A 13,315-nucleotide genomic window follows, 5' to 3' on the forward strand; every position below is an offset into this window, starting at 1 on the left:
GCGGTCCAACTGTGGGAGCTGGCTTGTGTGGGAGCTGGCTTGCCTGCGATGCAGGCGACTCGGTCTATCAGTTAAACCGAGGCGATACAATCGCAGGCAAGCCAGCTCCCACACAAGCCAGCTCCCACATTTAAAATCAGTGCTTGCTCTGATCCTGCGGCATGGCCAGCAGCTGTTTTTCCTGGTTCCAGTCGAACGGTTCATCGTTCTGTTCGGCTTCAAAGCGACGTTCTTCCAGGGCCTGGTACAGGTCCAGTTCTTCATCGGGCATGAAGTGCAGGCAATCACCGCCGAAGAACCACAGCAGGTCGCGTGGCACAAGGTGGGCGATTTGCGGGTAACGCAGGATGACCTGGCTCATCAGGTCCTGGCCCAGGTACTGGCTCTCGATCGGGTCGATCGGCAGCAGGGCGCGCAATTCGTCGAAGCGCTCCAGGAACAGGGTGTGGCTTTCCTCGGGCACCTGTTCGGCTTCGCCGACGGCAACCAGGATGCTGCGCAAGTGGTCGAGCAAGACGAGATGATCGGCAACGACGTTGGACACGAGATAAGTCCTCTAAAGCAAAAACGGGCGCGAGAGTATATGCCTCTCGCGCCCGTATTTATATGACCTTAGCTTTATAGGGTGTGAGCGGTCAGCGCACTTTACCCTCAGCCTGGGTCAGCTCTTCCTTGCTGAAATCATCCACATCGATCACCTTGCGGCGCGCGGCTTCGGCGTCGCGCAGGGTTTGCGCTTCGGCCGGTTGCAATACGCCCGCGTGCAGCGCCGCGTCGATGGCATGCTCGCCGGCGGCCGGTTTGACCTGGCCGCTTTTGAGCGCGGTGTGGAGTTTTTTCTGCAAGGGGTGGCTGGCACCCAGCAGGTCGTAGGCATGTTGCAGGGCACCCACCGGGTCTTCTGCCGATTGCGGGCGATAGCAACCCGCCAGCAACTCTTCCAGGGTCGGGTCGCCTTTGGCACGGCCAATCACCGCAGCCACTTCGGCGTCCAAAGCATCGGACGGCCCGGTGTGACGACGGCCGAACGGGAACACGATCACCCGCAGCAGGCAACCGAGGACCCTGTTCGGGAAGTTGCTCAGCAGCTCATCCAGGGCACGCTCCGACTCACCGAGGCTTTCTTCCATGGCCCAGGCAAACAGCGGCTCCAGGTGATCCGGCGAATCCAGGTCGTGGTAACGCTTGAGCGCGGCCGAGGCCAGGTACATATGGCTCAGCACATCACCCAGGCGTGCCGACAGGCGTTCGCGGCGTTTCAATTCACCACCCAGCAACATCATGCTCAAGTCGGCGAGCAGGGCGAATGCGGCGGCCTGACGGTTCAGTGCGCGGAAGTAGCCCTGGCTCAAGCGGTTACCCGGTGCCTTCTCGAAGTGGCCGATGCCGAGGTTCAGCACCAACGTGCTGGCGGCGTTACTCACGGCAAATCCGATATGTTGCATCAGCAGGCCGTCAAATTCCTTGAGCGCCTGGTCATGGTCTTCACGACCGGCCAGGGCCATTTCCTTAAGCACGAACGGGTGGCAGCGGATCGCGCCCTGGCCAAAGATCATCAGGTTGCGCGAGAGGATGTTCGCGCCTTCCACTGTGATGAAGATCGGCGCGCCTTGCCAGTTGCGGCCCAGGTAGTTGTTAGGCCCCATGATGATGCCCTTGCCGCCGTGCACATCCATGGCGTGGCTGATGCACTCGCGACCGCGCTCGGTGAGGTGGTACTTGAGAATCGCCGACAACACCGAAGGCTTTTCGCCCAGGTCGACCGCGTTGGCGGTGAGCATGCGCGCGCTGTCCATCAGCCAGGCGTTGCCGCCAATGCGCGCCAGGGCTTCCTGGATACCTTCAAAGGCCGACAGCGGCACGTTGAATTGCTCGCGCACTTGAGCGTATTGGCCGGTCACCAAACTGGTGAACTTGGCCGCGCCGGTACCGACCGCAGGCAGGGAGATCGAACGGCCGACCGACAGGCAGTTCATCAGCATCATCCAGCCCTTGCCGAGCATTTCCTGGCCACCGATAAGGAATTCCAGGGGGATGAACACGTCCTTGCCGGAGTTGGGGCCGTTCATAAAGGCGGCGCCCAACGGCAGGTGGCGACGGCCGATTTCCACGCCGGGCGTGTCGGTGGGGATCAGCGCCAGGCTGATGCCCAGGTCTTCTTCCTCACCCAACAAGTGGTCCGGGTCATGGGCCTTGAAGGCCAGGCCGAGGAGGGTCGCGACCGGGCCGAGGGTAATATAGCGTTTTTCCCAGTTCAGGCGCAGACCGAGGGTTTCCTTGCCTTCCCATTCACCTTTGCAGATCACGCCGGTGTCGGGCATGGCGCCGGCGTCGGAGCCGGCCAGTGGGCCGGTGAGGGCGAAGCAGGGGATATCGTCGCCACGGGCCAGGCGTGGCAGGTAGTGGTTGCGTTGTTCGTCGGTGCCGTAATGCAGCAGCAGCTCGGCCGGGCCGAGGGAGTTAGGCACCATCACGGTGGAGGCGAGGTCGCCGCTGCGGGTGGCGAGTTTCATCGCGACCTGGGAGTGGGCATAGGCGGAGAAACCCTTGCCGCCATATTCCTTGGGAATGATCAGGGCGAAGAAACCGTGGGTCTTGATGTGCTCCCAGGCGGCGGGCGGCAGGTCCATGGCCTGGCCGATTTCCCAGTCGCTGACCATCGCGCAGAGCTCTTCGGTAGGGCCGTCGATAAACGCTTGTTCTTCTTCAGTCAGTTGCGCCTTGGGGTAGGCCAGCAATTTGTCCCAATCGGGGCGACCGCTGAACAGTTCGCCGTCCCACCACACGGTGCCGGCGTCGATGGCGTCGCGCTCGGTCTCGGACATCGGCGGCAGGACTTTCTGGAACCAGCTGAACAGCGGCTTGGTGAAGTATTGGCGGCGCAGGTCGGGCAGCAACAGGGGCACGGCCACGGCGGCGATCAGCACCCAGAGGATGACCAGCAGCCAACCCGGTGCATGGCTCCAGGCGCCCATCGCCAGCAGGTAGACGGCAACCACGCCCAGCGCGGGCAGGGGCGCGGTGCGGCGGTGTGCCAGGTAGGCAATGCCGACCACCAGAACCAGTATCCACAACAACAGCATATTCAATCCTCCGTGAAACCAAGGGCGAAACCACCATGGAGCTTAGTCGGCATCCGAAAAAGCGCGGTGGCGAGGGTGTAACGAGTTGTGCTGGCGCACGCCGACATTTGGCCGAATCGTCGTTATCTCCACGGCAGGCCTGTCGTTAGACTCAAGGCTTCCCTTGGAGATAAAGCTCATGGATACGTACTTGAATCCCAGCCGCTTCATCGATAGTGACCACCCTGCGGTGGTGGAGTTCGCCGAAAAACATCGCGGAACCCGCCCGGATTTAAGTGACCAGGCGGTCAGTCTCTACTACGCCGTGCGTGAGGCGATTCGCTACAACCCGTACACCTTCAGCCGTGATCCAAATACCCTCAGTGCCAGCTTTGCCCTGGCCACCGGCGAGAGCTACTGTGTACCCAAGGCCACCTTATTGGCCGCCTGTGCCCGTCATTGCGGGATCCCGGCGCGCATTGGCCTGGCGGACGTGCGCAATCATTTATCGACACCGCGCCTGCTCGCGCTGCTCAAAAGTGATGTGTTCGCCATGCACGGCTATACCGAGTTGTACCTGCACGGCCGTTGGGTCAAGGCCACGCCGGCGTTCAACAGTCAACTGTGCGAGTTGTTCGACGTGCCACCGCTGGCGTTCGATGGGGTCAACGACAGCGTGTTCCACGCCTTCAACCGCCAGGGCCGGCGCTCGATGGAATATGTGCTGGACCACGGGCAGTTCAGCGACGTGCCCGAAGCGCTTTTCTTCGCGCATATTCAGCAGTGTTATCCGCACCTGTTTGCCGACGACATGCCGATCTCGCTGAAGGACATGCACAGCGATATGCACAGCGATTTAAGCCGCGGGTGAACCGGCGTATGCTGCTGCGTTCATCAAGCCATGTTCATCAACGATAAGGCGCGGTCATGCTGAAAATCTGGGGTCGTAAAAATTCATCAAACGTCAGGAAGGCACTGTGGTGCGCCGAGGAACTCGGCCTGGACTATGAGGCAATTGATGCGGGCGGGGCTTTTGGTGTGGTCGACACGCCGCAATACCGGGCCTTGAACCCCAATGGCCGGGTGCCGATGATCGAAGACGGCGACTTTGTGTTGTGGGAATCCAACACCATCGTGCGTTATCTGTGCGCCAAGAGCGCGTCGGATTTTTACCCGAACGACCTGCAAGCCCGGGCCAGCGCCGAGAAGTGGATGGACTGGACCACGTCGACGCTCGCCGATCCGTTCAAGGCGGTGTTCTGGGGCATCCTGCGTACCCCGGCGGAAAAACAGAACTGGGACAGCATCAATGCCGGGCGCCAAGCCTGTATCGATGCGCTTAACACCGTTGACCAGGCCCTCGCCGAGCAACCCTACCTCAGCGGCCAGCATTTCGGCATGGGCGATATCCCCTTGGGCTGCTTTGCCTACGCCTGGTTCGAGATGCCCATCGAGCGCCCGGCAATGCCCCATCTAGAGGCCTGGTACCAGCGCCTCAAAGATCGCCCGGCCTACCGCAAGGCCGTGATGACCGCGTTGACTTAATACTGACTATTAATACAGGTGACTGTACTTGTGCGGCGCGGGCAAGCACCATGCTTGTCATGCGCCGCCGTTGAACTACATGCGCTGCGCGCTCATCTACTCTTTCTATTCCCTTCTCTGGTGCGTAATCCGATATGAGTTCCGCTCTGTCCATCCGGCAGCTAACCAAAACCTACGGCAACGGTTTCCAGGCCCTGAGTGGTATCGATCTGGACGTTGCCGAAGGTGACTTCTTCGCCTTGCTCGGCCCCAACGGTGCCGGCAAATCCACCACCATCGGCATCCTCTCGACCCTGGTCAACAAAACCAGTGGCTCGGTGAATATCTTTGGCCATGACCTGGACAAATCCCCGGCGGCGCTCAAGCGCTCCATCGGCGTGGTGCCCCAGGAATTCAACTTCAACCAGTTTGAAAAGACCTTCGACATCGTCGTGACCCAGGCCGGCTATTACGGCATCCCGGCGAAAATCGCCAAGGAACGCGCCGAGCAGTACCTGACTCAGTTGGGCCTGTGGGACAAGCGCGACGTGCCTTCGCGTTCGCTGTCCGGCGGTATGAAGCGCCGCCTGATGATCGCTCGCGCGCTGGTGCATGAACCGCGCCTGTTGATCCTCGATGAGCCGACCGCCGGTGTGGATATCGAGCTGCGCCGTTCGATGTGGACCTTCCTCACCGAGCTGAACGAGAAGGGCATCACCATCATCCTCACCACCCATTACCTGGAAGAGGCTGAGCAGCTGTGCCGCAACATCGGCATCATCGACCACGGCACCATTGTCGAGAACACCAGCATGCGCAACCTGCTGGGCCAGTTGCATGTGGAAACCTTCCTGCTGGACCTGAAAAACAACCTGTCGGTGGCGCCGCAACTGCTCGGCTACCCAAGCCGCCTGGTCGATGACCACACCCTGGAAGTGCAGGTGGACAAAGCCATGGGCATCACCGCGTTGTTCACCCAGTTGGCGGCCCAGAGCATCGAAGTGCTGAGCCTGCGTAACAAAACCAATCGCCTTGAGGAGTTGTTCGTGTCCCTGGTGGAGAAAAATCTGGCGAAGGTGGCGGTATGAGTTCCGAACTGCAACCCAACCTCGTCGCACTGCAGACCATCGTTTACCGCGAAGTGAAGCGCTTTACCCGGATCTGGCCGCAGACCCTGCTGCCGCCGGCGATCACCATGGTCTTGTACTTCGTGATCTTCGGTAACCTCATCGGCCGCCAGATCGGCGACATGGGTGGCTTCACCTACATGGAGTACATCGTGCCGGGCCTGATCATGATGTCGGTGATCACCAACTCCTACGGCAACGTGGTCTCGAGCTTTTTCGGCAGCAAGTTCCAGCGCTCCATCGAAGAACTGATGGTCTCGCCGGTGTCGCCGCACACCATCCTGATCGGCTACACCCTGGGTGGCGTGCTGCGCGGTTTGATGGTCGGGGTGATCGTGACCTTGCTGTCGCTGTTCTTCACCCATCTGCAAGTGCATCACCTTGGGGTCACCCTGCTGGTGGTGGTACTGACGGCGACGATCTTCTCGCTGCTGGGGTTCATCAACGCCGTGTTTGCCCGCAACTTCGATGATATTTCGATCATCCCGACGTTCGTGCTGACGCCGCTGACCTACCTGGGCGGGGTGTTCTACTCCATTACCTTGCTGCCGCCGTTCTGGCAGACCGTGTCGCTGGCCAACCCGGTGTTGCATATGGTCAACGCCTTCCGCTACGGCATCCTGGGCGTGTCGGATATCAAGATCAGCGTGGCGATCACCTTTATGCTGGTGGCGACCGTGGTGCTGTATGTCGGCTGTGCGCGGTTGCTGGTGAGTGGGCGCGGGATGCGTACCTAAGCCGTTAGCTGCAATAAAAAACGGCCTCCAAGTGAGGCCGTTTTTTATTGACTGCAGGCAGGGTCAATGTGGGAGCTGGCTTGCCTGCGATAGCGATGGGTCAGGCAGCCATTGTTTAACTGACAGACCGCCATCGCAGGCAAGCCAGCTCCCACCTTTGGTTTTGTGCAGAGGTTTAACCTTTAAGTGCCAGCTCGATCAGTCCGTGCAGCTCTTGCACCGTCAGTGGTTCGGTCGAGAACAAAATGCGAAACACCGTCGGCGCCGCCAGCAGGTTGATTAAATGGTCCACGCTCGGCGGCGTACTCTGTGGGTAGCGATCGATAATCGTCTGAAGCTGCCCACTCAGAATGCTCACGCAATAACCCGGTGTGATCATGCTCTGCAGGTCACGCATCATGTTGCGCCCTGGCTCGGAGCTCATTTCATCCAGGTATTGCTCGGCCCAGGCCCGCAGATCACCGCGCAGGCTGCCGGTATTCGCCGGCTCACAGTCGGGGCGCATGCGGGCCAGGGCCACATCAGCCAACAGCACGGATAAGTCGCCCCAGCGCCGGTAAATGGTCGAGGGCGTGACGCCTGCGCGCGTCGCAATCATCGGTACGGTAACGCTGGAGCGCTCATGGGCTTCCAACAGCTCACGCACTGCTGAATGCACCGATTCTTGGACCCGGGCACTGCGGCCTCCCGGGCGAAGGCCTTCTTTTATCGCCATGCGTAAAACCTTAACACAAAGAATTTGCTTTAAGCGCGCGCCGGTAGCACACTGCGCAAAAGCAAAGTATTAGCTTTAGTGGAGTGTGCCCATGTCTCGCGTTATTTCGCAACGGTCCAGCCTGGCGTTCCTGGTCATCACGGTGTTGACCTTCCTCGCCGCGTCCAGCGCGCCGACGCCGTTGTATCAGGTGTATCAGGAAAACCTGCATTTCTCCGCGACAATGCTCACGGTGATTTTCGGCGTATACGCCGTCAGCCTGTTGGCAGCGTTGCTGACCGTGGGTTCACTGTCGGATCACCTGGGGCGCAAGCCGGTGATTTTCGTCGCATTGCTGCTCAATATTGCGGCGATGCTGCTGTTTATCAACGCCGACAGCACCGCGCACCTGATTGCCGCCCGCGCGCTGCAAGGTTTCGCCACCGGCATGGCCACGGCGGTGCTGAGTGCGACCTTGCTCGACACCGACCGCCAGCGCGGCCCGATGCTCAATAGCCTGGCGCCGCTGTTGGGCATGGCCAGCGGCGGGCTGGGCAGTGGCCTACTGGTGGAGTTCGCGCCGCGTCCTACCCAATTGATTTACTTCACGCTGTTGGGGTTGATGGTGTTGCAGGCTGTGTATGTGTGGCGCCTGGCGGAAACCGTCAGTCGTATTCCGGGGGCCTTGAAGTCGCTGGCGCCGACCCTGCATGTGCCGCAGCAAGCGCGCCGGGCTTTATGGTTGGTGATGCCGCTGAATGTGGCGGTGTGGGCGCTGGGCGGGTTCTTCTCATCCCTGGCGCCGTCGCTGATCAAGGCTGCCACCGGTTCCACTTCGCACCTGATCGGTGGCGGCCTGGTGGCGGTCGTGACCTTGAGTGGCGCGGTGATGATCTACAGCGTGCGCGAGCGCCCGGCCGATAAAATCATGCGGCTGTCGGCAGGGCTGTTGGCCGTGGGCGTCGCGTTGCTGCTGGTGGCCGTCCACATGGGTATTTTGTGGCTGTTCTTTGTCGCCAGTGTGATTGCAGGTTTTGGTTTTGGCGGCGGCTTCATGGGCAGTGTGCGCAGCATTGTCGGACTGGCGTTGCCCCATGAGCGGGCCGGTTTGATGTCGGCGTTCTATGTCTTGAGCTACTTGGCGTTTTGCCTGCCAGCGCTGTTGGCGGGTTACTTGTGCCAGGTTTACGGCCTTATCGTCACGACTGAAGGCTATGGTGCGGCGCTGATACTGCTGGCCCTGAGTGCCTTGGTCGGTTTAATGCTGCAGAACTCGGTGCGGGCCAAGGCGGCAGTAGAGTGATGCTGTATATTGGTAAAGTAGATAACTTATAGAGATATTACCCGTTATATAGATATTCGTTCAGGTTCTATGATGGCTTCAACCTCATACGAGGAAGAGGATTGCCATCATGACCTGCACGACGACTCCCAGTTGCACGCCCCCAGGCTGCAAAACCCCAAGCTATAAGCCCTTGAGCCATCTGACCCGCCCACGGGAAGTGATTCGCCAGTTCACCCCCAACTGGTTCGCCGCGACCATGGGTACCGGCGTGCTGGCCCTGGCCTTGGCTCAACTGCCGTTCAACCTGCCAGGTTTGCACGCCATTGCCGAAGGGCTGTGGCTGTTCACCATTGGCCTGTTTGTGCTGTTCAGCCTGTTGTACGCGGCGCGTTGGGTGATGTTCTTCCACGAAGCGCGACGCATCTTCGGGCACTCCACGGTGTCGATGTTCTTCGGCACCATTCCCATGGGCCTGGCCACCATTCTCAATGGCCTGCTGCTGTTCGGCCTGCCGCGCTGGGGCAGTGAGGTGATCCCGCTGGCTGAAGCCTTATGGTGGCTGGACGTGGCGATGGCCCTGGCCTGTGGTGTGTTGATCCCGTTCATGATGTTCACCCGCCAGGAACACAGCATCGACCAGATGACCGCCGTCTGGCTGTTGCCGGTGGTTGCCGCCGAAGTCGCTGCCGCCAGCGGTGGCTTGCTGGCGCCGCACTTGGCCGACGCCCATGCGCAACTGGTGATGCTGGTGACCAGCTACGTGCTGTGGGCGTTTTCCCTGCCGGTGGCGTTCAGCATCCTGACCATCCTGATGTTGCGCATGGCCCTGCATAAACTGCCGCCTGCCAATATGGCCGCATCGAGCTGGTTGGCCCTTGGCCCCATCGGCACCGGTGCGCTGGGCATGTTGCTGTTGGGCGGTGACGCCCCGGCGATTTTCGCCGCCAATGGCTTGCCGGGTGTGGGCGAAATGGCCAATGGCCTGGGCTTGGTAGCCGGCATCACGCTGTGGGGCTTCGGTTTGTGGTGGATGTTGATCGCGGTGCTGATCACCCTGCGTTACCTGCGCGCCGGCATTCCGTTCAACCTCGGCTGGTGGGGGTTTACCTTCCCGCTGGGGGTTTACGCGTTAGCCACGCTGAAGCTGGCGAGTCTGCTGCACCTGAGCTTTTTCAGCATCTTTGGCAGCGTGCTGGTGCTGGCACTGGCGCTGATGTGGCTGATCGTGGCCAAGCGCACCGTGCAGGGCGCCTATAAAGGTGAGCTTTTTGTTTCGCCATGCATTGCAGGACTAGCGAATAAGTAAGCGCGATTAGGTAAAGTCGTGGCCTGAGAAACTACACGCCTTCAGGCCACGCAGGAACACGGACGATGAGCCACCCCTCACAATTCACCTTGCTGCGCACACGGCGCTTTCTGCCGTTTTTCATCACCCAGTTACTGGGCGCATTCAACGACAACATCTTCAAGCAATCGCTGATCCTGGCGATTCTCTACAAGCTCACCATCGAGGGCGACCGCTCCATCTGGGTCAACCTGTGCGCCTTGTTGTTTATCCTGCCGTTCTTCCTGTTCTCGGCGTTGGCCGGGCAGTTTGGCGAGAAATTCAACAAGGACGCGCTGATCCGCGCGATCAAGATCGGCGAGATCGTGATCATGGCCGTGGGCGCCACGGGCTTTCTGTTCAACCACCTGGAACTGATGCTGCTGGCGCTGTTTGCCATGGGTACGCATTCGGCGTTGTTCGGCCCGGTGAAGTACTCGATCATGCCCCAGGCGTTGCACGACGATGAGCTGGTGGGCGGCAACGGACTGGTGGAAATGGGCACGTTTCTGGCCATTCTGGCCGGCACCATTGGCGCCGGGATCATCATGTCGTCGAGCAATTACGCGCCCTTGGTGGCGGTAGCGATTGTCGGCGTGGCGGTGCTCGGCTACCTGGCCAGCCGCAGTATTCCGCGGGCGGCGGCGTCCACGCCCGAGCTGCGCCTGAACTGGAATATCTTCAGCGAATCCTGGGCCACCTTGCGCCTGGGCCTGGGGCAGACGCCGGCAGTGTCGCGCTCGATTGTCGGCAACTCGTGGTTCTGGTTTGTCGGTGCGATCTACCTGACGCAAATCCCGGCCTACGCCAAGGAATGGTTGTACGGCGACGAAACTGTGGTGACGCTGATCCTTACGGTGTTTTCGGTGGGCATCGCCGTTGGCTCGATGCTCTGCGAAAAGCTCTCGGGCCGTAAGGTCGAGATCGGCCTGGTGCCGTTTGGCTCGTTTGGCCTGACGGTCTTCGGCCTGCTGCTGTGGTGGCACTCGGGCGGCTTTCCGCAATCGGCCCAGGAACATAGCTGGCTGGCGGTACTCAGCTACGGTCAGGCGTGGTGGGTGTTGTTCGATATCCTTGGCCTGGGTGTGTTCGGTGGTTTCTATATCGTGCCGCTCTACGCGCTGATCCAGTCGCGCACGGCCGAGAACGAGCGCGCGCGGGTCATTGCGGCCAACAATATTCTCAATGCGTTGTTCATGGTGGTTTCGGCCATCGTCTCGATCCTGCTGCTGAGCGTGGCCAAGCTGTCGATCCCCGAGTTGTTCCTGGTGGTGTCGCTGCTCAACATTGCGGTCAACACTTACATCTTCAAAATCGTCCCCGAGTTCACCATGCGCTTCATGATCTGGCTGCTCAGCCATTCCATGTACCGCGTGGAGCATCGCAACCTTGAGCTGATTCCGGATGAAGGCGCGGCGCTGCTGGTGTGCAACCACGTGTCGTTTGTCGATGCACTGTTGATTGGCGGCGCGGTACGTCGGCCGATTCGCTTTGTGATGTACTACAAGATCTACCGTTTGCCGGTGCTGAATTTTATCTTCCGCACGGCCGGGGCGATTCCGATTGCCGGGCGCCATGAAGATATCCAGATCTACGAAAAGGCCTTCATGCGAATTGCCCAGTACCTGAAGGAAGGGGAGTTGGTGTGCATCTTCCCGGAAGGCAAGCTGACCGCCGATGGCGAGATCAATGAGTTCCGTAGCGGGTTGACGCGGATTCTGGAGCAGACCCCGGTGCCGGTGATTCCGATGGCGTTGCAGGGGTTGTGGGGGAGCTTTTTCAGTCGCGATCCGAACAAGGGCATCTTTCATCGGATCTGGTCGCGGGTGGTGTTGGTGGCGGGTGAGCCGGTTGCGGTGGAGGCCGCGACGCCTGAGCAGTTGCAGGCGCGGGTAGGGGTGTTGCGCGGGAGTGTCAGGTAGTTATTTGCTGGCTGTAAGGGCCTCATCGCAGGCAAGCCAGCTCCCACATTTGAACGCTGAACACCGTCCAATGTGGGAGCTGGCTTGCCTGCGATAGCGGTAGTGGCTCAGGCGCTGATCTTGAGCCCAACCAGCCCGCAAATGATCAACGCCACACTCGCCAACCTGAACATCGCCATGGACTCCCCAAACAGGATAATCCCGGCGATCACCGTGCCTACTGCACCCACACCGGTCCAGATGGCATAGGCGGTGCCCAGCGGCAGCTCCTTCATGGCCAGGCCCAGCAGGCCGAGGCTGATGGCCATGGCGGCGATCGTCAGTGCTGTCGGCAGCGGCTTGCTGAAACCGTCGGTGTACTTCAGGCCGACCGCCCAGCCGACCTCAAACAGCCCGGCAAAAAACAGAATGATCCAGGACATGTTGATCTCCCCTCTATAGCTGGGGTCGTCCCCGGATTAAGCGCTTGAGAGCGTCGCGAGGTCGTCCCCGCGAAGCCCGGTAGCTTGCCGAAAATTGATCAGGTGATCAAGTTTACGGCGCGCTCTCCAGGGCGCGACGGTCTTCTTTTTCGCTCATTCTGCGAAAGTAAGTCGACAGCAATGCCCCGGAAATATTGTGCCACACGCTGAACAGCGCGCTCGGCACCGCCGCCAAGGGCGAAAAGTGCGCACTGGCCAGCGCGGCGCCCAGCCCGGAGTTCTGCATGCCCACTTCCAGCGCCAGGGATTTACGCTGCGCCAACGGCAGTTTGAACAGGCGGCCGGTGAAGTAACCGAGCAGATAACCGAAGCTGTTGTGCAGCATCACCACGGCCATGATCAACAGGCCGGACTCGGCGATCTTCGCCTGGCTCGCTGCAACGACTGCAGCGACGATGATTACGATGCTTACCACTGAGACCAGCGGCAATACCTCCACGGCATGGCGCACCCGGTCGCCCAGCACGCGTTGCGCCACCACGCCCAGCACGATCGGCAGCAACACCACTTGCAGGATCGACCAGAACAGCTCCATGAACGACACCGGCAGCCAGGCCGAGGCCAGCAGCCAGATCAATGCGGGCGTCAGCAGCGGGGCGAGGAGGGTGGTGACGGCGGCGATGGCTACCGACAGCGCGAGGTCGCCCCGGGCCAGCCAGGTCATGACGTTGGACGACGTGCCGCTTGGGCAGCACCCGACCAGTATCACGCCGACGGCGATTTCCGGCGGCAGGTGGAACGCCTGGCACAGCAGCCAGGCCACGCCCGGCATGATCACAAAATGCGCAACCACACCGAGGGCCACGCGCCAGGGATGGCGGGCGACTTCGGCGAAGTCTTCCAGTTTCAAGGTCAGCCCCATGCCGAACATCACCAGGCCCAGCAGCGGCACGATGGCGCCTTTAAGGCCAATGAACCAGCCGGGCTCAAGGAAGGCGAGCACCGCGAAAATCAACACCCAGTAGGCGAAGGTATTGCCAACGAAGCGGCTCAAGGCGGCGAGTGCGCGCATGGGGAAGTCCTTGTTATTAGAGTTCGAGGGTGTAACTGCAATCAAATGTGGGGCTTGTGTGGGAGATGTTTGTGTGAGGACTGGCTTGTGTGGGAGCCGGGCTTGCCCGCGATGCAGGCACCTCGGTCTTCAGCTGGATCGAGTTG

General features: G+C 60.6%; 12 protein-coding genes. 7 read left to right on the forward strand and 5 right to left on the reverse strand.

Translation table 11 applies throughout. The annotated features are described in order from the left end of the window. Positions 1-136: 136 nt before the first annotated feature. Together AOA62_RS03480 and AOA62_RS03485 are read right to left on the reverse strand one after the other, a co-directional pair. Positions 137-544 carry a PA2817 family protein gene (locus AOA62_RS03480; RefSeq protein WP_010567536.1) on the reverse strand — a complete coding sequence of 136 codons (408 nt, stop codon included), beginning with the start codon at positions 542-544 and terminating at the stop codon, positions 137-139. Positions 545-635: 91 nt separating this feature from the next. Next, entirely contained in the window at positions 636-3,083 is a 2,448-nt protein-coding gene (locus AOA62_RS03485) for an acyl-CoA dehydrogenase (protein ID WP_099547860.1), read from the reverse strand. 178 nt (positions 3,084-3,261) lie between these two features. Here AOA62_RS03485 and AOA62_RS03490 point away from each other — a divergent pair, with 178 nt between their 5' ends. The 4 genes from AOA62_RS03490 to AOA62_RS03505 all read left to right on the forward strand — a co-directional run bounded on the left by AOA62_RS03490 (position 3,262) and on the right by AOA62_RS03505 (position 6,450). After that, positions 3,262-3,933, forward strand: coding sequence for a transglutaminase family protein (locus AOA62_RS03490; RefSeq protein ID WP_099547861.1), 672 nt, complete (start codon positions 3,262-3,264; stop codon positions 3,931-3,933). A gap of 56 nt (positions 3,934-3,989) precedes the next feature. Continuing rightward, positions 3,990-4,607 (forward strand): glutathione S-transferase family protein, encoded by a 618-nt coding sequence (locus AOA62_RS03495; protein WP_099547862.1) that lies wholly within the window; start codon positions 3,990-3,992, stop codon positions 4,605-4,607. Between the two features lie 134 nt (positions 4,608-4,741). Then, positions 4,742-5,674: an ABC transporter ATP-binding protein gene (locus AOA62_RS03500; protein ID WP_017136395.1), complete on the forward strand. Its 933-nt coding sequence runs from the start codon at positions 4,742-4,744 to the stop codon at positions 5,672-5,674. Next, complete coding sequence (locus AOA62_RS03505) at positions 5,671-6,450, forward strand: ABC transporter permease (RefSeq protein ID WP_017136394.1); 780 nt, start codon at positions 5,671-5,673, stop codon at positions 6,448-6,450. The genes AOA62_RS03500 and AOA62_RS03505 overlap by 4 nt, the downstream gene beginning before the upstream one ends. A 175-nt stretch (positions 6,451-6,625) precedes the next feature. On the opposite strand, the gene AOA62_RS03510 is transcribed toward AOA62_RS03505, so the two are convergent. After that, complete coding sequence (locus AOA62_RS03510; RefSeq protein WP_099547863.1) at positions 6,626-7,165, reverse strand: TetR/AcrR family transcriptional regulator; 540 nt, start codon at positions 7,163-7,165, stop codon at positions 6,626-6,628. A 91-nt stretch (positions 7,166-7,256) separates the two neighbouring features. On the opposite strand from AOA62_RS03510, the gene AOA62_RS03515 reads away from it, so the two are divergent. From AOA62_RS03515 to AOA62_RS03525, 3 genes are all read left to right on the forward strand, one after another. Then, entirely contained in the window at positions 7,257-8,447 is a 1,191-nt protein-coding gene (locus tag AOA62_RS03515) for an MFS transporter (RefSeq protein WP_017136392.1), read from the forward strand. Between the two features lie 109 nt (positions 8,448-8,556). Further along, positions 8,557-9,735 (forward strand): TDT family transporter, encoded by a 1,179-nt coding sequence (locus tag AOA62_RS03520; RefSeq protein ID WP_099547864.1) that lies wholly within the window; start codon positions 8,557-8,559, stop codon positions 9,733-9,735. Positions 9,736-9,800: 65 nt separating this feature from the next. Then, positions 9,801-11,675 carry an MFS transporter gene (locus AOA62_RS03525; protein ID WP_099547865.1) on the forward strand — a complete coding sequence of 625 codons (1,875 nt, stop codon included), beginning with the start codon at positions 9,801-9,803 and terminating at the stop codon, positions 11,673-11,675. A 107-nt stretch (positions 11,676-11,782) separates the two neighbouring features. Here AOA62_RS03525 and sugE read toward each other — a convergent pair whose 3' ends face one another. Then, positions 11,783-12,097 carry a quaternary ammonium compound efflux SMR transporter SugE gene (gene sugE / locus AOA62_RS03535; protein WP_099547866.1) on the reverse strand — a complete coding sequence of 105 codons (315 nt, stop codon included), beginning with the start codon at positions 12,095-12,097 and terminating at the stop codon, positions 11,783-11,785. Positions 12,098-12,209: 112 nt separating this feature from the next. Further along, a complete protein-coding gene (locus tag AOA62_RS03540) occupies positions 12,210-13,169 on the reverse strand; it encodes a bile acid:sodium symporter family protein (protein ID WP_099547867.1) in 960 nt (319 codons plus the stop codon). Positions 13,170-13,315: the final 146 nt, after the last annotated feature.

This window comes from Pseudomonas sp. 2995-3 (genome assembly GCF_002742565.1).
In the GTDB taxonomy this organism is placed as follows: Bacteria; Pseudomonadota; Gammaproteobacteria; order Pseudomonadales; family Pseudomonadaceae; genus Aquipseudomonas; species Aquipseudomonas edaphica.